Genomic DNA, 18,740 nt, shown 5'->3' on the forward strand with positions numbered 1-18,740 from the left:
ACAAAATTAAAAGTAAGGAACTTTCACCTCCAAATTTTAACTTTGTAATGTAATTGTAATATTCCCTTCATATTCCTTTCATATTAAGCCCTTATAATAAACACATGACCCCCCTTTATTATATATTTTCTCTTGTGCCTGCGGATATGCCGCAGGCCTCTTTGTTTTTTAAGAGACTTTCCGCAGCGAATAGTAGAAAGCGATGGAATTGAGTAATTATTTTGTAAGAATTCAATCCACTTCATGTTAAGCCGAACTGCAGAGCGCTTCCAATACAGGTGTATATACACGCCATCAGTATTTGTTATAATCAGATGGAATCGTTATTCCTACTTAAGCAGGTGCACAACATGAATTTATATTTAGATGTACGCACGATTATTATTGCGCTTGGAATTGGATATTTGATAGCGTTACTGCTTGCTAGCGCCTATTGGCTGGATCGTACGAATTTAGCTTCGATCAAGAATTACCTCTTGGCGAAATGCTTGCAAATTATGGCCTGGTTTAGCATGGCGCTTCGAGGAGACAGCGTACCGGAATTTATCACCATCAGTTTGGCGAACTCTATTCTATTAGTAGGGACTGCCATCGAAATAGTAACCCTCTTGAATCTTCATAAACCGATTGGACTCAAGACCAACAAAAGATTAACGATTTTGACGATATGCAGCATTATCGGTTTTCAATTAATCATCCTACTGTATAACAAGGAATATATACGCATTGCCTATATCTCTTGGGCCATAGCGGCTTTGATAATTCCAGCCAGTCGGCTCGTGCTTGAGCGAGAAACAACTGTCCTTAGGAGAGTTACGGGCAGTTTATATATGATTGCAATTATGGTTTTCTTCGTTAGAGGAATCATTGCTTTGCAATCCGTGAAAGCAGCTAGCTTCTTCGTTCCGGGAATCTTTCAATTGATTTCGATATTGGGGATATTCCTGCTTACGGTTATAGGGAGTACGGCATTTGTATTGCTTTTGAAGGAGAAAGCCAATCAGGAACTAGTCCAGTTAGCGAGCTACGATGATTTGACAGGAACGCTGAACCGCAGAACATTTACAATTCAAGCGAGGCTGGCTCTTGCTCAGTTTGCGAAGAAGGAGAAACCTGTTTCCTATCTGCTATTCGACATTGATCGGTTCAAATCCATTAATGATACCTATGGCCACCACGTTGGCGATCTAGTCTTGCAAGACTTGGCATCACAGGTGAAGCGACTATTAGGCAGCGAGGATTTGTTCGTCCGGTATGGGGGCGATGAGTTTGGACTTCTGCTCCCGGGAACGAATGAAGCCGAATCCACCGAACTAGCCGAACGAATTAAACAATCGCTTAGCGGCGGCTCGCTCAGTGAGAGTCAGCTGGTACCTTATACGATTAGCATAGGCGTGCTCACCATAGTTCCGAATAAGCACACGCAGCTGGAGACATTATATGCAACCTGCGACAAAGCGCTTTACACTGCAAAGAGCAATGGGAGAGATGGTGTGTTTCGCAGCCAATCCGATAAGCTTCAAGAAGCGATTGCTTCGTTCTAACGAACGTAATCGAGATCGTTAACCATAAATTTCAACCTACTTAAAAGTGCCTATCTTCTTATTCTGCCGTGGCAGAACGAGAAGATAGGCACTTTTGTTTTTGCAATCCCTATGAATTGCTGCTTTCATAAAACAACTATAGTCACGAGAGGCTTATTTGTATGTTTTATATTTTCAATAAGATCCATTAATAAAATTAATGATAATAGTGTGATTCAGCCAATCCACTAGTTATGATAAGGCTTAATTGAACTTTGCCTCCAGATAGCTAATGAATCGCTGGGTAGCCGGTGAAAGGAACCTATTCTTTTTGTATTGCAGACCAATTTCCCAAACCCAACCTTTATCCTGGATATTGATCCAGTTTAAACCCTTTAGTTCCAATCCAGCTGTTCTTGGCAATACAGATACTCCGAGGCCGGCCGAGACAAATCCCGCCACTGTCGGTAAATCATCAGCATCGTAAGTAGAAGCCAAAGTGAAATTCGTATGATGGACTCGGGCAAGGAGTGAATCCTTGAGTGAACAGTTTTGTTTTAAGCCTACAAACGGCTCCCCGGCTATCTCTTTCAAGCTGATGGATTTCTGATCTGCAAGTCTGTGCTCGGAGGATACTATTAGATACAGCGGCATCGAGATCATCGGCATCCACGCAAAAGTATCATCCACAGGTCTTTCAGAGGTAATCATAATATCCGAATCGCCGCTCTCAATCTGTTCTATAATTAATCCCTTGTCACCTTGCAACAATTTAAACGTATTGAGGGGATTGGCTTGCTGATACTCTCGGATGAGGTGTGGAATTAAATCAACTCCCAAGATATTTAAATAAGAAAGATGAATGAAACCTGAGTTAGGATTTGAGTATTCCTCGATTTCCTGTTTTCCACGCTCTACCTCCTTCAGTATTTTCTCCACACGCTTTGCAAACATTGTACCGTATCGGTTAATTTGCAGATTTCTGCCCTTTCGTTCAAATAAAGGTACACCGAGCTCCGCTTCTAGTTTTGAAATCGAGTGACTTAGTGCTGGCTGTGTAACTGATAGATTTTCTGAAGCTTTCGTTAAATGCTCCATTCGGGCAACAGCCAAGAAATACTCTAATTGTGTAAGCTCCATACAATCCTCCTGTGAAATTTCCTGTTATCTATTATACATGAAAAAAAATCATATAAATCATAGAAATCATGCATTAGACTCATCGTACATGCGTTGTTATGATTCATATGTACAGTTTAACCACACACCATGATAACGTACAAGGAGGATATACAAGTATGAATTTCGCTTCGTATGAGAACGAGTTTCAAGGTAAACGGGCATTAGTAACGGGAGGAACAAAAGGGATGGGCTATGCTATCGTAAAACGGTTGGCCGCAGCCGGAGCCACAGTGCTTACAACGGCGCGTACGATCCCGACTGATTACGATATCGACGGTGTCCACTTCATTCAAGCTGATATAACGAAGCCCGAAGGCACCGCGTTCCTTGTTGAAGCTGTTAAAGAAAAGTTAGGCGGTATCGACATTCTTATTAATACCGTTGGCGGTGCCTCTACACCTCCAGGAGGGGCATTAGCCTTAACAGAGGAAGATTGGTTAGAAACGTTGAACATGAATCTGCTTGGTTCTGTTCGATTGGACAGAGGGTTACTACCCATGATGGTAGAGCAAGGTAAAGGAGTCATCATCCATGTGAGCTCCATTCAAAGAAAATTGCCACTATACGAAACGACTTTGGCGTATGCTGCATCAAAAGCGGCGTTGACCAACTACAGCAAAGGACTGTCAAAGGAGTTTTCGCCAAAGGGGATTCGTATCAATACGATTGCGCCGGGATTTATTCAAACGGAAGCAGCAGATCGGATGATTGACCGGATCGCGACGGTCGCTGGTAGTCGAGAAGCGGCGTTACAGGAACTTATGAACTCACTCGGTGGTATCCCAATTGGTCGTCCCGGCCTACCTGAGGAAGTCGCGGAGCTTGCCGCTTTCTTGGTTTCTGATCGCTCAGCCTCCATTACAGGAAGCGAGTATGTCATTGACGGTGGTACAGTGCCGACCGTTTAATAGTCACTTCTAATCGTAATGCACGAAGCGATTGCTTCGTATTGACGCACGTAATCGAATTGTAATATTCCCTTCATACTTCTTTCATACTCTCCTCATCTTTTCTTCATAATCGCTCTATATAATAAGTCACATGACCCCCCTTTTAAAATATATGTTTCTCTAGTGCCTGCGGAGATGCCGCAGGCCTCTTTTTTTGCCTTCAACGTCCGTTCAGACCAAAAACCGCCTTCGCGAGAAGGCGGTTCATGCGCTGCGCTCATAGCAATTTCTGAAGTTCAATTTCGTCACGCAGGGGAATGCCGTAAAATCCGATAAGCGGGATTGCCGGCTTGCGCTTTCTTGCCTCATCAACTGCGTTTGGATGAAAGGCTACAATTCGGTACCCAAGCCTCTGATAAAACCGTAACGCATCTACATTATCATTTGTAGTAATGAGCCAAATGTGTTTTAGTCCAGCCTGCTTGGCGATTTGTTCGACAACAGCTAACAATTCACTTCCAATACCGCTGCCTTTGATAACCGCATTAATACCCGTCAATTCACAGTAATCGTCTGATTCTGATAGTCGATAAGTGGCTGCTCCGACTCTTTCACCATCCATCCAAGCAATGAGCGCTTCCACGTCGCGGAGATGATGCTCCTTTCCTTTGCTGATTACCGTTTCGCCACCAAACTCGTTGACCCAAAGCTCTTTCATCCATTCGCGATCCTCGTTGGTTGAAGGAGCGAGCACTTGGATAACACTCCTATTTTTTTCCATTTCAATCACCCCATTTAGTTTATTGCCGGCCAACAGAGAAATTGACGGAGAGATAAAAAAAAAGCGCGGCAGGCTGCCACGCTTTCATTCTTGATTAATTGGTCGTTTACAAAGCTTTAGCTGCATCGGCAAACTGACGCGCACGCTCCGTCAGCAGGTCAAACCGCCCGCTGCGCACCCAATCCAAATTCACAAGCTTGCTGCCCATGCCGACCGCACATGCGCCGGCTTTGAAGTAGTCCGCGATGTTGTCCAGATCGACGCCGCCCGTTGCGAGCATCGGGATTTTGTCCAGCGGTGCGCGGATTTCGGATAGGTATTTCCAGCCCAGCGTACCCATCGGGAAGATCTTTACCGCTTCGGCACCTGCTTTCCATGCACGAACAATTTCTGTAGGTGTCATAACGCCGGGCCATACCGGCACACCGTTTGCATAACCATACTCCACGACTGACTCATCCAAGTTCGGGGAAATCAGAAACTGGGAGCCTGCTGCTACGGCTTCCTTCGCCATATCCAGATCCAGCACGGTTCCTGCACCGATTCCGGCTTGTTCGCCGTATTTATCGCGCCAGCGGTTAATCATCCCGGCAGCGCCTTCGGTATTCATCGTAATTTCCATCAGTGTAATGCCGCCGCTCATCAGCGCTTCGGCCGCCTGGTCTGCATATTGATCCTCGATATAACGAAAAATAGCTACAACCTTCTCTTGCTGCAATCGTTCCAGCATTTGACTCACGTTTAAGCATCCTCCTCATCACTATGGACAATCCTATAGTTCATTGTAGAACGAGAGCTTTACGAAAATCAATCCAAACCATTCCAATAATCGCGTAATATACGCACAAACACATTCGGGAACGCTAGCTCCTTCATCTGCTCCGGACCGATCCAGCGATAGTTGGCCGGCATTATTCCTTCGGGCAGTCCATATGTTGGGGAGGTTTCCGCGGCCGTCAGAAATGCAGGTATACCTGCATTGGCAGCCTTCGCGTCAGCCTCAGCTAGCTGCTGCCAGAATCCGAATTCCGCGCGGAATACCTGTACGTCCCATACGATGTGGCTGAACACATGCTCCGTTTCGCCCCACCAGCTTGTCGGCCTGACAAGCAAGCCTTCTTCCGCCGATAACACGCGGCTCAGATAGTCGGCTTGGGCCGCGTGGCGGTCCATCAAGCTGCCGACGCCGGCGGTTGGCGCCGCAGCTGCGGCGATGGAAGCCGCGGCGGTTTCGAGCTCCGCCGCAGCTGCGGCTGCGCCGGCTTTGCCGCGGCCTTTCCGCTTCGCGGCACCGCCGCTATCCCCGGGCAGCGCGAGCACATGCGGCAGCTCCCACATCTGGGCGAGCAAGCCGCTCTCCGGCCGCTGCCGCACGAGCAGCTTGCCTTCATGCGCGCCGCTGCCTGTAATAATGGCGGCAAGCCGCGTTTCCGGCCGCGGCGGCTTCGCCTTGGTCTTGATCGGCAGGATGTGCTCTTTGCCTGCCATCCTGCCTTCGCAGTGCATCATCACCGGGCAAGTCAGACAGCCCGGTGACTTCGGTGTGCACACAAGCGCTCCGAGCTCCATGAGCGCTTGGTTGAAGTCTCCCGCTGAGCCCTCGGGAATCAGCGACGCCGCCAGCTTCTCGATGCCGATCCGCGTAGACGGCTTCGCGATGTCTTCTTCCAGGCAGAAATAGCGAGACAGCACGCGCATGACATTGCCGTCCACCGCCGGCTCCGGTCGATTGAACGCGATGCTCATAATCGCTCCTGTCGTATACGGCCCAACGCCGCGCAGCGCAGCTACCGCTTCTTTATTATCCGGCACGACCCCGCCATGAAGGCTCAATACCTCGCGCGCGCCAGCCTGCAAATTCCGAGCCCGTGAATAATAACCAAGCCCTTCCCAGCTTTTCAACACTTCAGGCTCCGGTGCTTCTGCAAGCGCAGCTGCTGTCGGGAATTTCTCCATAAACCGTTCATAATACGGAATGACCGTATCCACTCGCGTTTGCTGCAGCATAATCTCCGAAACCCATACCCGATAAGGATCGCGATTTATTCGCCACGGCAAAACACGTTTATTTGCTAAATACCACTTCAGCAGTTCGATACTGAAATAGCGGGAAGCCTCCGACTCCATGTTTGTTTCATCCTCTCAGCCCTACACGACACTTCATGTTTTATTCTGTTTTTTGCTCAAATAGATTTGCCGATAGCGGCTCGGCGTTACGCCCGTGTATTGCTTGAACATCCGCGATAAGTAATGATTCTGCATCCCAACCTGCTGAGCCACCTCGGTAATATTGCAATCCGGCTTCTCCAGCAGCTGCTTTGCTCGCTCGACGCGGCGCATATTCACGTATTGTGTTGGCGCATAACCGACGATATTTTTGAAATAGCCTATAAAATAATTCGGGTGGAGATACGCAAGCCTAGCCAAATCTTCCACGCCGATCTGTTCGGACAAATGATGCTCGATATAATCAAGTACACGGTCGATTTTCTCAAGCGGTTCGACCTGTTGAAGCGACTCTTCGCTAATGCCGCCATATTCCAAATAAATAGCCATAATATCAAACAAAGCCGCCCGAATGCGCAGCTCCCTTGTCATCGTCGACGATCTGTAGACGTCGATCAACCGTTCAAACAACGTCCGCAGGTGAACCTGCTCCTTCGGCACTACGATGAGCGGCAGCTTAAGCAGATCGAACATCTCCATATCCCCGATGGATGCTCGAAAGTTGCACCAGTAGACCGCATTCGGCGCCGATCCCGTCTTAAACGATTGCTTGCCGGGAGGCAGAAGCAGCAGCTGTCCGGGTTTGGTATGGTACAAGCGGCCGCTTTGCATCAGCTCGCCTTCACCCTCTATAATAAACCAGAGCCTATAAAATTCTGAAATTTGTTCCAGAGCCTGTCCGTTCTTAGGCGCAGAGAATGCTGCTATGGTTACGTCCGCTTGAAATCGGTGAAAATAATTCTGTATGATCGTCTTGTAGGTATGTTTCATTTTCCTTTCACCTGCGTCTCCCACTTTTCAGATTTTTGCGAGTGTCACGCATTTTACTATTATAGCGCACACTTCGGCCTTATGAACACCTCCGAACGGACGGTGCAATCCCAGCAACTCCTACCAAAGTCTCACTTATTTGCCCATTAACAGAGGGAGGATTACGCTCGCCTATGCGCACTTCTATCAGCCAAAACATTGATGTATCACGCTTTTTCCCGCTGTTTGCTTTGCTTATGGTACTTCTGTTGACAGGGTGCGGCTCGTCCTCACCGACTTCGACGGCAGCCTCGAAATTGCCCAAGGTATATAAATCCAATTGCATTTCGTGCCATGGATCGGAACTGCAGGGCCGGGTGGGACCTACAACGAACCTCCAGCATGTTGGCAACAGGATGACGAAAGAGCAAATCACCGCTCAAATTAATAATGGCGGCGGTGGTATGCCTGCCTTCTCAGGCAAGCTTACAGAGGACGAAGTGCAGGAGCTGGCAAGCTGGCTCAGCGCCAAGAAATAATAAAAAAAGACCCTTGCCGCAGGGGCGTCATGCTTGAGCATGACGCCCCTAGAGCATAGGGTCTTTTATCTTTATGTGCGATTGTTTCGCTTACCGATTCGAAATTGAGGCAAACCGGAAGTCAACGTGCTTGCATAGGACCACTTGGAAGCGCCCATCTTCGGATGAGTCGGAAACAGATCGCCGGCAAGCAGCGGCAACAAGCTGCCCCAAGCATCGCCGTACACGCCGTCTGCCGGAACAAGCTCTCCGCTCTTGTAATAACGCTTATCGTTTCGTTCAGAGTGAGCCGTCATCCTACCACCGTCCCTCTACCCTGCATACTTCCTATTGGTATATTCCAATTATGGGCTTAAGGTGACGATGTTATGCATCCGTTTTCAATCCAGCTGTTCCACGATCACAAAAGCCGAGGCCAATGACTGATCATGCGTAATCGTGACATGGATGATCGTCTTCGCTTGCATCAAGCCAAGCCGGTCCCAGGCATCGTCCGTCAGTCGGCACACCGGCTTCCCGCTTTCATGCCGATCCACCTCGATATCGCGCCAAGAAAGCTTGCTTCCAATCCCGCAGCCGAATGCCTTAGACACCGCTTCCTTCACCGCAAACCGGCCAGCGGTAAATTCAATCAGCCGTTTCCCGCCTACCGCTTCGGCAAGCTCCAGCTCTCGCTCGGTCAGAATTCGATGCATAAACTTTGCGCCGCTATCGCCTTGTATCATTTTGCCCATTCGCTCGAGCGATGAGATGTCATGCCCAATACCGATAATCACTGCTGTCAACCGCCTTACTTGTCAATGTGGAGTCACTAGGGCAAAATAAATCCGTACTTCTTCCATACTTTTCCCGCATCTTCGCTTTGCAAGAAACCTAACAGCTCCAAGGCTTGCTCTTGATGCTTCGTTCCCTTCACTACGGTTGCCGGGTATACGATAGGCTTATGCGTTTCAGATGCTATCGTTAGAGCGACCGTAACGTTGGCTGATGTCATGGCATCCGTCAAATAGACGAAACCAGCGTCAGCGTTGCCAGTCTCTACGTAGGATAGGACCTGCCTTACATCCTTTGCGTATACCAACTTTGGCTCGATTGCGTCCCAAATATCCGCATCTGTCAGCGACTGTTTCGTGTAGCCTCCAACCGGAACGCTCTCTGGAACGCCAATCGCAATTGTTTTATAAGCGGCAGCGGTTAATGCCGTTAGCTCAGATGGTGCGGCTAAGGTTGGTTCTTTGGGCTGCTTGGGTACGATCAACACCAGCTCATTACGCAGCAAAATCGGACTCACGCCCACCAGTCCCTTGTTCTGGAGGGCATCCATCTGCTTCTGGCCCGCGGAAATAAACAGGTCCACCGGCGCTCCCTGTTCGATCTGCTGCTGCAGCGTGCCCGATGCACCAAAATTATACGTGATCCTCACATCATGATGCTTCTCTTCGTAGGATGTTTTCAGTTCGGTGAGCGCATCCTTCAAGCTCGAGGCCGCCGATATGGTTAGCTCGACCGGCTGCTGCGGCGGTTTACTGCAGGATGACAAGATTGCGCAGAGCAGTACGATAAGGATTAAACTGCATAATGGAATCGATCTGTTCATGTTCATCTCCGATATACAGTTACGCACGTTAGCGGATGACGCCGATATGTGCCAACCTGAAGTTTGTCCCTTTGCATTCCGGCCCGTCGCCATGCGTGACTTCCAGCTCCAGGTCGTGAATGCCTTGCGGCAGCTCATCTCCCAGGAAGCAGGCTCGATACCAGCCGTCATCCTCGCACCAATCCGGGCGCTCGCGCGACATCGTCACCCACTCTCCGCCGTCAATCCGATAACGGAATTCGGAGGACATTTTGCCAAAATCAAACCCTAGCGACAGTCCCCGACCTTCGAACGTGAAGGACAGCTTCGCGCCTACCGCTGCGGTCTCGAGCACTTGGTCGATCCATTCATAGAACGGCCAGCGGCGGATGACCCACGGTCCCTCGGTTCGTACTTGTGCGAGCGGCAGCAGCTCCGCGGCTCCCCAGTGCTGCGGATGCAGCGGTTCGGGGAGGGACTCGGCGGCGGGCACAGCTGATTTGGCGTTGATCGCCTCACCTAGCAGCTCTTTCTCAAGAAAAGAAATGATGCTTTGCCCGTAGCTCAAACTGCCTCTATGCGTGGGATGCAAGCCGTCCGGCAGCCACTCTTCCCAGCGCATTCGGCCTTTGCGGACTTCTTCAAGCGCATACAGCCCCATCCACACTGAACCGATCCCGTAATGATCGGCCAGCTCTTCCAACTCGGCGATCGAATCCGGTACGCCGTCTTCGCTCATCACCGCATACATGTTCTGCATAAACGTATGCGCGAGCACGATATCGCGGTCTCCATCTGCAAGCAGCTTACGAAGTAAGCCTTCTCTCGTGCGCCGTCTTTGATCCGACGGATCGCCATAATCATTCACGGCATAATCGATAAACACGAGCTGGCAGCCGCGATCGATTAGATCTCGTTTGGCACGGAATACAGCCAACTCGCTGCCGGTTGCTCCGATCGCTGCATTTTCAACAACAATTCTTGCTGCGGGGTACTGCTCAACCAACCAAGCAATGACGGGCTCCGGCCAATTGTGCCGTGTGCGCGCATCTGTGATGGACCCACCGATAAAACCAACCGTCAACTGTCCCTCCGACAGTGCCCTACGCGTATGTAGTAATGGATTGCGATGTTTCCACACTGCTGCATTCATTTGTTGAGCTTCCTCCCCATGAGGTTCATTTGAACTCACACAACTTTGACCTGCGGTGCTGCATATCCATGATGCTTTGCGTTACTTCCCTTATCATACCACTTGTCCGAAACCTTTGTGAATGTCACTAGGCCATGGTACAATCTTATCATCAGGTTGTGAAGCACACACCGCTCGATTGGACGCGTCTGTCCGATTGTGCGGTTTTTTTATGTTCATTTTGAGGGAGGATGAATGGTATGACGTTTCAAGCTGCGTACCAACTATGGATGGATCGTCAATTGCATGGGCAGCGAGGTGATGGAAAACAGCACAAATTAGAGGATGGGCAAGGTCATGCGGAGAGGCTGTTTCTGCAACAAGTGTGGTATCCGGCGTTTCGCAATTTCGACTATTTATTCGGCGAATATGAAGTGGCTGACTTCAAGGACGGCACGCGGTATCTAGACTTCGCTTACATTCGTGAACCGATCAAGCTGGCCATCGAAATTGATGGGTACGGCCCTCATTCAGCCAAAGTCTCCCGTTGGCAATTCTCCAACTCCTTAATGCGCCAAAATCACCTAATCATCGACGGATGGCAGCTCCTGCGTTTCTCTTACGATGACATCAGCGAGAAGCCCCGCGCGTGCGAACAAATTCTGCAACAGTTTATGGGCCGCTGGCTTGGCGGCGCTAACGGTAACGGTCGTTCGCGCGGAGCCTCAGAGCTCCTCGAGGCGGAAGTTCTTCGCCACGGCCTCCGTCTGAATCGACCACTACGGCCGCGGGATGTGATGGAGCTGCTGCAGATTAGCAGGGAGAAAGCCTATCAACTCCTTCATCAGATGCACCGTAACAATCTCTTGCAACCATCAGGTAAAGGTACCAAGACGATTCGCGGCTTTCTCGTTAATCGCGATCAAGCCCGATATTAAAAGTGAGATCGGGTTTGGCGACTCTCAGCGCCAGAACGGGAGATCTGGGGGTAGTTTGGGGGCTGAGAGTCGGATTTCCCTACTCTCAGCTATATTTTCCTTTGGTTTTGGCGTTGAGAGCCGGGTTTGGCGACTCTCAGCGCCAGAACGGGTGATCGGGGGTTAGTTTGGGCGCTGAGAGTCGGATTATCCTACTCTCAGCTATATTTTCTCTTGGTTTTGGCACTGAGAGTCGGGTTTGGCGACTCTCAGCTGCCGGAACGTGAGATCGTGGGTTAGTTTGGGCGCTGAGAGTCGGATTTTCCTACTCTCAGCTTTATTTTCTCTTGGTTTTGGCACTGAGAGTCGGGTTTGGCGACTCTCAGCTAACGGAACGGGGGATCGGGGGATCGGGGGTTAGTTTGGGGGCTGAGAATCGGCTTTTCCTACTCTCAGCTATATTTTCTCTTGGTTTTGGCGTTGAGAGTCAGGTTTGGCGACTCTCAGCTAACGGAACGGGGGAGCGGGGGTTAGTTTGGGGGCTGAGAGTCGGATCTCCCTACTCTTAGCTAAATTTTCACTTAGTTTCGGCGCTGAGAGTTCCAGTTGCCGACTCTCAGTTAACGAACGAGGAATCGGGCACTCGGTGCACCTGCGCCAAACTAAAAAAAACCGCCCTGCCGGCAATATGCCGGCAGGGCGGGTTTAAACAGCATTAGATACCCGGAATCGGGTCACGTTTGTGAGCGGTTTTGATGAATTGCTTCTCGAGCTTCTCGCGAGTCGTATCGTTGATTTGTTTGCCTTCGAGGTAAGAGCTGTTGTCATCGTAGGTGATGCCAAGCTCGTTCTCGTCGGTTTGGCCATCCCAGAGGCCGGCTGTCGGTGCCTTAGTGACGACTGCGCTCGGAACGCCGAGTGCAGCTGCCAGTTGGCGGACCTGCCGTTTGTTCAAGGACGTGAGCGGCGTAATATCGACCGCGCCGTCGCCCCACTTGGTGTAGAAGCCGGTGACCGCTTCGGACGCATGGTCTGTCCCGACTACGAGCAGATTAAGCTCGAAAGCGAGCGCATATTGGGCCACCATACGGGTGCGGGCTTTCACGTTGCCTTTGCCTCCGCGGCTGATGTGGCGCGAGATGCCGATCGACTTCATGCTGTGTTCCACTTCAATGGCAATCTCATCGACGGCCTCTTGAATGTTTGTCTCCACGCGATGTTTCAGATTGAATGCTTCCGCAACTGCATAGCTGTCTGCAATATCAATCTGATCACCGTAAGGCTGGAACACGCCGAGTGTCATATATTCTTTGCCCGTCTCAGCGGACAATTCATCTGTTGCTTTCTTGCAGAGACCCGTTGCTACCGCGCTATCGATCCCGCCGCTGATCGCAATGAGCAGCCCAGTCGTGCCGGACTTGCGCACGTATTCCTTAAGGAAATCAACCCGGCGGCGAATTTCCTGCTCTGGATCGATTTCGGGCTTAACGCCCAATTGCTTAATGATTTCGTCCTGCAAGCTCATCCCCATGTCTCCTTACACCGCTTAACGGCAGAAACGCTCGAAAGCAGAAGTCAAATCTGCAGCAATATCAGCAGCCGAACGGTTCTCGATTTGATGACGTTCAATGAAATGAACCAGTTCTCCGTCTTTCATCAGGGCGATGGATGGAGAAGACGGCGGGTACGGCGCGAAGAATTCACGCGCTTTGGCAGTTGCTTCTTTATCTTGACCGGCAAAAACCGTGTACAGGTGATCCGGCGTGATATCATGCTGCAACGCTTGTGCAACGCCTGGACGGCATTGACCTGCAGCACAGCCGCAAACGGAGTTAACAACAACAAGCGCAGTTCCCTTGGAATCCGTCAATTTAGCAGCAACGTCGTCAGGCGTACGAAGCTCCTCAATTCCGATTCGAGTTAAATCATCGCGCATTGGCTGCACCATATCCAGCATATATCTTTCAAAAGACATCGACATGTATAATCGCTCCTTAAAAGTACAATTTTCTTTCTATTATACGCCCCGCTCTATTTGAAAGCAAAGAAAAAGCAACCGGACCTGCGCCCGATTGCTGTTATTTCTCATTTGACCGATCCGTTTCTGCCACATCTTCTGCAATGGCCGAGACGACGTTTATGTCCGGATGCATGTAAATCCCGCCTTGCGGAGGAATCTTTTGTTCAAAATAATCCAGGTTCTCGCTGGTCAGGAAACCGATATCCTTATACGGATGCACCCATTGGTTGCCTGCCATGACTTCAGGGTCCGTTTCTTCCGTCCACTGGCTGAGCGGAGACTCAGGCGACTCATAGTGATGATCGCCGATCACGACGCCGTATTCGTTGACGAAAGGATCATGCGGCCCCCGGCCCGATTGAAATTCCGGTAGAAAATTAATCTCGAACGGATCCAATGCCGAATCGTCCTTACCGGCCGCTGGCGGGAATGAAGACAGATCGACTTGCGAGATAGGTTTCTTATCTTTCTTCTTGCTCATTCTAATTCCCCCTTAGTCCGCAGGGCGATTAGGGCCGTCTAATTTCTTGTCATAACCTTCGGATTCCGGTGCTTTACCGCTGCTGCGCTGCTTATTGCTTGCTGCGGCTTCTTGAGCCCCGGCATTGTGCTGCTGTTGTTTATTTCCCAATGCTGGCACCCCCTTCCACCGCTAGTATGCGCGTGGGGCAAACAGCTTATCCGTTAATCCGTACCTTCCGAGGCATCAAAATACCGATGAACGACAACGCGATAAACAGCCATTGCAGCATCGTCAATCCAAAGGTCAATGCAGGTAATGTTCCGGGAGGATATGCCGCAAACAGACTTACGAACAAGCCGCCTATACCAGTGCCAAGAAGACTAAGCGATGCCGTTTCCCCGCTGCCGATCCGACTCGAAGCGCCGGTGCGAAATAAGATCCCGTACACGCAAGCGAGGAGCAGTGCATAAGGGATGGCATAGGGGAAGTCCGTTAACAACGTCCACACGATGCACCCGGGTATAATCGCATAAGGCCACACATCCAGCAGCTTCTTAAGCGGGATGTTACGTTTCCTGCCTGCGTAAGCAACATACGCGCAAGCGAGGAGAAAACCGAAAGCCGTATCGGTTGCACTGCCGCGTACAAGCAGCAATGCACTTGGCCGTTCCCACAGCAGTTCCGGATCTCGAACAAGAAACGCCAGCTTCCAGCCGATAATCGTACAAATAACAGCATTCAATGCAATATCCATCCAATTGGTCTCGCCTTGAAGCGATGATCGCGAGAGCCATATTTTGAACATGGCCAGTCCAACTGCCGCAGATAGAAGACCCGCAAGCAGCATCGCATCCAATCGTAAAGGGCCAAGTTCGATCGTTTCAGACATGTTCTGTTCTCCTTAGTAGCTGCTCAGTGCAGCGGCGGCTTCATTATGATTGCGGGATCTGTCGATCTTGACAATGAACGTCGTACCGACTCCCTCTTGGGAATCCACTTGTATCCCGCCGCCGTGGCGCTCGATAATGCTCAAACATAGCGGCAAACCAAGACCGGTACCGCGCGATTTAGTCGTGAAGAATGGTTCGAACAGACGCTCCAGCTTCTCTTTGGGAATGCCGCTGCCTTTATCGTTTACGCGAAGCTCCACATAATCGGTGTGCGATTCCGTCTGGATCGTCAACACGCCATGCTGATCCATCGCCTCCATCCCGTTGCGGGCCAGGTTCAAGATCAGCTGCTTCATCTCTTTCTCGTTCAACATTAAGGACGGAATCCGCTCTGCCAAACGAAGCTCAATCGACTGTCCGCGCAAATTGGCATCTGCCCACAGCAGCGGCATGATCTCATTAAGAATATCATGCAGCGAGCAGCTTTCTTTCTCAATGATCCGATTCTGGGCCAGGGAGAGAAAGTCGTTAATAATACTATTCGCTCGATCAAGCTCGTCCATCACAATGCGAAAATATTCCTGTTGATGCTCCGGGCTGCGCTCCCGCATCAATTGTACGAAGCCTCGAATGACGGCCATCGGGTTACGGATTTCATGGGTAATGCTCGCCGCCATTTGGCCGACCAAACTTAATCGTTCCATCCGACCGATCTCATCACGTAGACGACTAAGCTCGGTGATATCATGGGCGATGAGAGCCGCTCCGATGACTTCATTATTTTGCATATCGCGCACGCAGATGCCGGAATTGACGTACATTTTGCCCTGTTCCTGCACATATTCCGTCGTAAGTCGATGCCCATTGAGCGCCTGATAGAGCAGCCTGCCAAGGACATCCTTCTCGATATGATCATACATAATCGTAAACGGCTGGCCAACCAGCTCATGACGCCGCTTGCCGCCTACTTTATCGCGCAGCAGGTGAATCGCCATTTCGTTGATATGGGTGATGGTCCCCTGTTGATCCACGAAGATGACGCCAAGCGGTGTTTCATCAATAAATTGCTGCAGCTTCTGGACCTCGATGCGATAGTTATTGGAAATGTCGTTGAGCTCGTATGCGATCATTTGTCTGCGAATGAAATTCTCAGCAAAAGTCAGCATCATCCACATCACCAAGAAGTAGAGCAGCTCGTGGCCAATGAAGTATAGGAGGTCAGTAGAGGTCAGGTTTGGTTGCTCGGTCCAATCATAATAAAAGAAGGCGCTTGCGCGAATTAATAGAATGACAGCAGTCGATGCCATCACGATCTTAAGCTTGCGTGGTCTGGAGAAGTTCAGGAAGCCTTTGTGGTACTTATAAATAATGGGGAAAAGCAGCAGCAGCATTCCAATCGCGTCGATCCAGACCGTTAGTCCATTCATCATATATAGTTCCGAAACGATGAATATCGTTGCTAATGGAATCAATACGCCTATACCGCCGTATAACGATCCGATTAAGAGCGGTGCATAATGGTAATCTAAGTAGAACTCTTTGATCTCGACACAAACCTCCAGTCCCAGAAGGACGCAGGCTCCACAAATGAGGATGAGTATGATGGGAATGTTTTTGCGCGGTTTCGAATAATCGTACCAAACTTGAAAGGCGAATACTGGCATTAAAGCTACGATAATTTGCAGGAGTATTAGCTTCCACACAAAGACTAGTCCCACCTTCCTACTAGCACCTAGAAACCCAGTATATGTAATAGCGAAAACCTGTTAATCCGATTAAAACATAGGTCTTCGAAATTTACAACGTTTCAAAATGGTAGTTTTAAAACTGACTAATGAGTAGACGCCGGATATTCGGGGTAGTATGATAATTAACGGTAAATTGCAGTTTTTTTCAGTAAATAATTAGCGAATCTCGTGGATAAGCTTCCACTATATAAAGGCGGAATAGTAGAAATGAAACCCTATGATATTATCATCGTCGGTGCAGGCTCTGCCGGTCTGATGGCTGCTGTGGCAGCCGGCAAGCTGGGAGCCAGAATCCTGCTGCTCGACAAAGGGGACAAGCTGGGGCGCAAGCTCGGCATCTCCGGCGGCGGACGCTGCAATGTGACGAACAATAAAGATACCGATGAGCTGATTAAGCACATTCCCGGCAACGGAAGATTCCTGCACAGCGCGCTAAGTAACTTCTCCAATAAACAGATTATCGAGTTCTTCGAGGGACTGGGCATCGCGCTCAAGGAGGAAGATAACGGTCGCATGTTCCCCGTTTCGGACAAAGCGAAGACGGTAGTCGATGCCTTGGTTGGCCAAGTGAAACGCTACAATGTGGACTTGCTGGTCAACTCGCCGGTTGCGAGCGTGCTATATGATGAAGAAAAAGTGCTTGGCGTTAAGCTTGCCAGCGGCAAACGAATTGACGGCAACGCCGTAATCGTCGCTGTCGGCGGCAAATCGGTGCCCCACACAGGCTCGACCGGAGATGGCTACGCATGGGCTGAAGCTGCCGGACACACCATTACGCCGTTATTCCCGACCGAGGTACCGCTGACGTCGAAGGAAGATTTTATCGTCAAACGAGAGATTCAGGGACTTGCGTTAAGAGATGTCGCGCTCAGCGTGCATAACGAGAAAGGCAAATCGATCATAACGCACCGAGGCGACATGCTGTTTACGCACTTTGGCGTCTCCGGCCCGATCGTGCTTCGCTGCAGTCAATTCGTCGTCAAGCAGCGGGTGAAGACCAAAGCTCCTGTTCAACTGACGATCGACTTTTTCCCGGACTTGAGTGTAGAGGATCTCTATAATCAATCGTTAAGTGCGGCCAAATCGGAATCCAAGAAAGCCATTATCAATGTGCTCAAAGGCTTCGTGCCTGAACGGATTCTTCCGATTGTGCTCGGACGAACCACTCTTGACCCCTATGTCACCTACGATAATATTCCAAAACAAGAGTGGCGCGAGCTCAGCCAGCTGATGAAGGCATTCCCGATTTACGTGAATGGAACTTTATCGATCGAGGAAGCTTTCGTTACGGGCGGCGGCGTGAATTTAAAAGAAATCGATCCGAAGACGATGCAGTCCAAATGCAAGGAAGGACTCTACTTCTGCGGCGAGATTCTGGATATCCACGGCTACACAGGAGGCTACAATATCACGGCAGCTTTCTCGACCGGTTATACCGCGGGGAGTCATGCTGCGATGCAGACCGTCTAAATAGAAATGGTGGCAACAGGGACGAACCCAGTGCCACCATTTTTGTGTTTACAGACATAAAGGCATGTGCTGATGCGAAAAATCGGCTGCTGAGAGTCGCCGAATCGAGCTCTCAGAGCCAAAATCAATCCAAATTGCAACTGAGAGTCGGATAATCCTACTCTCAGTTACCAAACTAACCTCTTACCCCTCGCTCCTGCTGCTGAGAGTCGTCGAATCGAGCTCTCAGAGCCAAAACCAAGCCAAATTGCAGTTGAGAGTCGGATAATCCTACTCTCAGCTTCCAAACTAACCTCTTATCCCCTGCTCCGACTGCTGAGAGTCGCCGAATCCTACTCTCAGAGCCAAACCAAGCCAAATTGCAGCTGAGAGTCGTCGGATAATCCTACTCTCAGCTACCAAACTAACCTCTTATCCCCCGCTCCGGCAACTGAGAGTCGCCAAATCGAACTCTCAGCACCAAAACCAAGCCAAAAAGGAGCACTCTCCAAATTGGATAATTAAAATGTTGCCAACTAAGCAACATTTCTGGCGAGTTTGTACCTCTGTCAAGGAAGTAGACACACATCAAACGACCTGGAGCTGCTCATAGTACCGTTTCTCGCGTTGTTGCGGGGTTAGGTAATGAATGGA

General features: G+C 50.0%; 20 protein-coding genes. 5 read left to right on the forward strand and 15 right to left on the reverse strand.

The window, feature by feature from the left end:
* The first annotated feature begins 350 nt into the window (after positions 1-350).
* Positions 351-1,544 (forward strand): GGDEF domain-containing protein, encoded by a 1,194-nt coding sequence (locus tag BLW29_RS28890; protein ID WP_177186856.1) that lies wholly within the window; start codon positions 351-353, stop codon positions 1,542-1,544.
* A 243-nt stretch (positions 1,545-1,787) separates the two neighbouring features.
* On the opposite strand, the gene BLW29_RS28895 is transcribed toward BLW29_RS28890, so the two are convergent.
* Positions 1,788-2,663, reverse strand: a complete 876-nt coding sequence (locus BLW29_RS28895) for a LysR family transcriptional regulator (protein WP_090986233.1) — start codon at positions 2,661-2,663, stop codon at positions 1,788-1,790.
* Between the two features lie 158 nt (positions 2,664-2,821).
* Here BLW29_RS28895 and BLW29_RS28900 point away from each other — a divergent pair, with 158 nt between their 5' ends.
* A complete protein-coding gene (locus tag BLW29_RS28900; RefSeq protein WP_090986235.1) occupies positions 2,822-3,613 on the forward strand; it encodes an SDR family oxidoreductase in 792 nt (263 codons plus the stop codon).
* A gap of 259 nt (positions 3,614-3,872) precedes the next feature.
* Here the strand turns inward: BLW29_RS28900 and BLW29_RS28905 are convergent, their stop codons facing one another.
* The 4 genes from BLW29_RS28905 to BLW29_RS28920 form a co-directional block, all read right to left on the reverse strand.
* Positions 3,873-4,376 (reverse strand): GNAT family N-acetyltransferase, encoded by a 504-nt coding sequence (locus tag BLW29_RS28905; protein WP_090986237.1) that lies wholly within the window; start codon positions 4,374-4,376, stop codon positions 3,873-3,875.
* A gap of 106 nt (positions 4,377-4,482) precedes the next feature.
* Positions 4,483-5,115 (reverse strand): bifunctional 4-hydroxy-2-oxoglutarate aldolase/2-dehydro-3-deoxy-phosphogluconate aldolase, encoded by a 633-nt coding sequence (locus BLW29_RS28910; protein WP_090986239.1) that lies wholly within the window; start codon positions 5,113-5,115, stop codon positions 4,483-4,485.
* Between the two features lie 68 nt (positions 5,116-5,183).
* Positions 5,184-6,503, reverse strand: a complete 1,320-nt coding sequence (gene mutY, locus BLW29_RS28915; RefSeq protein ID WP_090986240.1) for an A/G-specific adenine glycosylase — start codon at positions 6,501-6,503, stop codon at positions 5,184-5,186.
* A 33-nt stretch (positions 6,504-6,536) separates the two neighbouring features.
* Positions 6,537-7,373, reverse strand: a complete 837-nt coding sequence (locus BLW29_RS28920; protein WP_090986242.1) for an AraC family transcriptional regulator — start codon at positions 7,371-7,373, stop codon at positions 6,537-6,539.
* A 236-nt stretch (positions 7,374-7,609) separates the two neighbouring features.
* Between BLW29_RS28920 and BLW29_RS28925 the strand changes: the two genes are divergently transcribed.
* A complete protein-coding gene (locus BLW29_RS28925) occupies positions 7,610-7,891 on the forward strand; it encodes a c-type cytochrome (RefSeq protein ID WP_256209038.1) in 282 nt (93 codons plus the stop codon).
* A 71-nt stretch (positions 7,892-7,962) separates the two neighbouring features.
* On the opposite strand, the gene BLW29_RS28930 is transcribed toward BLW29_RS28925, so the two are convergent.
* The 4 genes from BLW29_RS28930 to BLW29_RS28945 form a co-directional block, all read right to left on the reverse strand.
* Entirely contained in the window at positions 7,963-8,187 is a 225-nt protein-coding gene (locus tag BLW29_RS28930) for a hypothetical protein (protein WP_090986245.1), read from the reverse strand.
* A gap of 84 nt (positions 8,188-8,271) precedes the next feature.
* Positions 8,272-8,667: a holo-ACP synthase gene (gene acpS / locus BLW29_RS28935; RefSeq protein ID WP_090986247.1), complete on the reverse strand. Its 396-nt coding sequence runs from the start codon at positions 8,665-8,667 to the stop codon at positions 8,272-8,274.
* Positions 8,668-8,702: 35 nt separating this feature from the next.
* Positions 8,703-9,488, reverse strand: a complete 786-nt coding sequence (modA, locus tag BLW29_RS28940) for a molybdate ABC transporter substrate-binding protein (RefSeq protein WP_256209036.1) — start codon at positions 9,486-9,488, stop codon at positions 8,703-8,705.
* A gap of 28 nt (positions 9,489-9,516) precedes the next feature.
* A complete protein-coding gene (locus tag BLW29_RS28945; protein WP_090986248.1) occupies positions 9,517-10,620 on the reverse strand; it encodes an SGNH/GDSL hydrolase family protein in 1,104 nt (367 codons plus the stop codon).
* A gap of 239 nt (positions 10,621-10,859) precedes the next feature.
* Between BLW29_RS28945 and BLW29_RS28950 the strand changes: the two genes are divergently transcribed.
* On the forward strand, positions 10,860-11,537 hold the full coding sequence (locus BLW29_RS28950) for a DNA-binding response regulator (RefSeq protein WP_256209037.1): 678 nt from the start codon (positions 10,860-10,862) through the stop codon (positions 11,535-11,537).
* A gap of 694 nt (positions 11,538-12,231) precedes the next feature.
* Here the strand turns inward: BLW29_RS28950 and nadE are convergent.
* From nadE to BLW29_RS28975, 6 genes are all read right to left on the reverse strand, one after another.
* Entirely contained in the window at positions 12,232-13,041 is an 810-nt protein-coding gene (gene nadE / locus BLW29_RS28955) for an ammonia-dependent NAD(+) synthetase (RefSeq protein ID WP_090986250.1), read from the reverse strand.
* A 21-nt stretch (positions 13,042-13,062) separates the two neighbouring features.
* On the reverse strand, positions 13,063-13,497 hold the full coding sequence (locus BLW29_RS28960) for a BrxA/BrxB family bacilliredoxin (RefSeq protein ID WP_090986252.1): 435 nt from the start codon (positions 13,495-13,497) through the stop codon (positions 13,063-13,065).
* Between the two features lie 97 nt (positions 13,498-13,594).
* Positions 13,595-14,017, reverse strand: a complete 423-nt coding sequence (locus BLW29_RS28965) for a DUF3905 domain-containing protein (RefSeq protein WP_090986254.1) — start codon at positions 14,015-14,017, stop codon at positions 13,595-13,597.
* A 12-nt stretch (positions 14,018-14,029) separates the two neighbouring features.
* The gene (locus BLW29_RS31590) at positions 14,030-14,167 is read right to left on the reverse strand and encodes a hypothetical protein (protein WP_177186857.1); all 138 of its coding nucleotides are present in this window, start codon (positions 14,165-14,167) and stop codon (positions 14,030-14,032) included.
* Positions 14,168-14,213: 46 nt separating this feature from the next.
* On the reverse strand, positions 14,214-14,888 hold the full coding sequence (locus tag BLW29_RS28970; RefSeq protein WP_090986256.1) for a hypothetical protein: 675 nt from the start codon (positions 14,886-14,888) through the stop codon (positions 14,214-14,216).
* A 12-nt stretch (positions 14,889-14,900) separates the two neighbouring features.
* On the reverse strand, positions 14,901-16,592 hold the full coding sequence (locus BLW29_RS28975; RefSeq protein WP_143044477.1) for a two-component system sensor histidine kinase NtrB: 1,692 nt from the start codon (positions 16,590-16,592) through the stop codon (positions 14,901-14,903).
* Between the two features lie 243 nt (positions 16,593-16,835).
* On the opposite strand from BLW29_RS28975, the gene BLW29_RS28980 reads away from it, so the two are divergent.
* Positions 16,836-18,107, forward strand: coding sequence for a BaiN/RdsA family NAD(P)/FAD-dependent oxidoreductase (locus tag BLW29_RS28980; RefSeq protein ID WP_256209039.1), 1,272 nt, complete (start codon positions 16,836-16,838; stop codon positions 18,105-18,107).
* Positions 18,108-18,740 lie beyond the last annotated feature (633 nt).

The organism is Paenibacillus sp. CF384, assembly GCF_900106745.1.
In the GTDB taxonomy this organism is placed as follows: Bacteria; Bacillota; Bacilli; order Paenibacillales; family Paenibacillaceae; genus Paenibacillus_Z.

Bases quoted from the DNA above. Each gene is read 5' to 3' on its own strand.
- BLW29_RS28930 (WP_090986245.1), bottom strand. From the start codon at position 8,187: ATGACGGCTCACTCTGAACGAAACGATAAGCGTTATTACAAGAGCGGA.
- BLW29_RS28965 (WP_090986254.1), bottom strand. From the start codon at position 14,017: ATGAGCAAGAAGAAAGATAAGAAACCTATCTCGCAAGTCGATCTGTCT.
- modA (WP_256209036.1), bottom strand. From the start codon at position 9,488: ATGAACAGATCGATTCCATTATGCAGTTTAATCCTTATCGTACTGCTC.
- BLW29_RS28890 (WP_177186856.1), top strand. From the start codon at position 351: ATGAATTTATATTTAGATGTACGCACGATTATTATTGCGCTTGGAATT.
- BLW29_RS28900 (WP_090986235.1), top strand. From the start codon at position 2,822: ATGAATTTCGCTTCGTATGAGAACGAGTTTCAAGGTAAACGGGCATTA.
- BLW29_RS28960 (WP_090986252.1), bottom strand. From the start codon at position 13,497: ATGTCGATGTCTTTTGAAAGATATATGCTGGATATGGTGCAGCCAATG.
- BLW29_RS28895 (WP_090986233.1), bottom strand. From the start codon at position 2,663: ATGGAGCTTACACAATTAGAGTATTTCTTGGCTGTTGCCCGAATGGAG.
- BLW29_RS28945 (WP_090986248.1), bottom strand. From the start codon at position 10,620: ATGAATGCAGCAGTGTGGAAACATCGCAATCCATTACTACATACGCGT.
- mutY (WP_090986240.1), bottom strand. From the start codon at position 6,503: ATGGAGTCGGAGGCTTCCCGCTATTTCAGTATCGAACTGCTGAAGTGG.
- BLW29_RS28950 (WP_256209037.1), top strand. From the start codon at position 10,860: ATGACGTTTCAAGCTGCGTACCAACTATGGATGGATCGTCAATTGCAT.
- nadE (WP_090986250.1), bottom strand. From the start codon at position 13,041: ATGAGCTTGCAGGACGAAATCATTAAGCAATTGGGCGTTAAGCCCGAA.
- BLW29_RS28920 (WP_090986242.1), bottom strand. From the start codon at position 7,373: ATGAAACATACCTACAAGACGATCATACAGAATTATTTTCACCGATTT.
- BLW29_RS28905 (WP_090986237.1), bottom strand. From the start codon at position 4,376: ATGGAAAAAAATAGGAGTGTTATCCAAGTGCTCGCTCCTTCAACCAAC.
- BLW29_RS28925 (WP_256209038.1), top strand. From the start codon at position 7,610: ATGGTACTTCTGTTGACAGGGTGCGGCTCGTCCTCACCGACTTCGACG.
- BLW29_RS28970 (WP_090986256.1), bottom strand. From the start codon at position 14,888: ATGTCTGAAACGATCGAACTTGGCCCTTTACGATTGGATGCGATGCTG.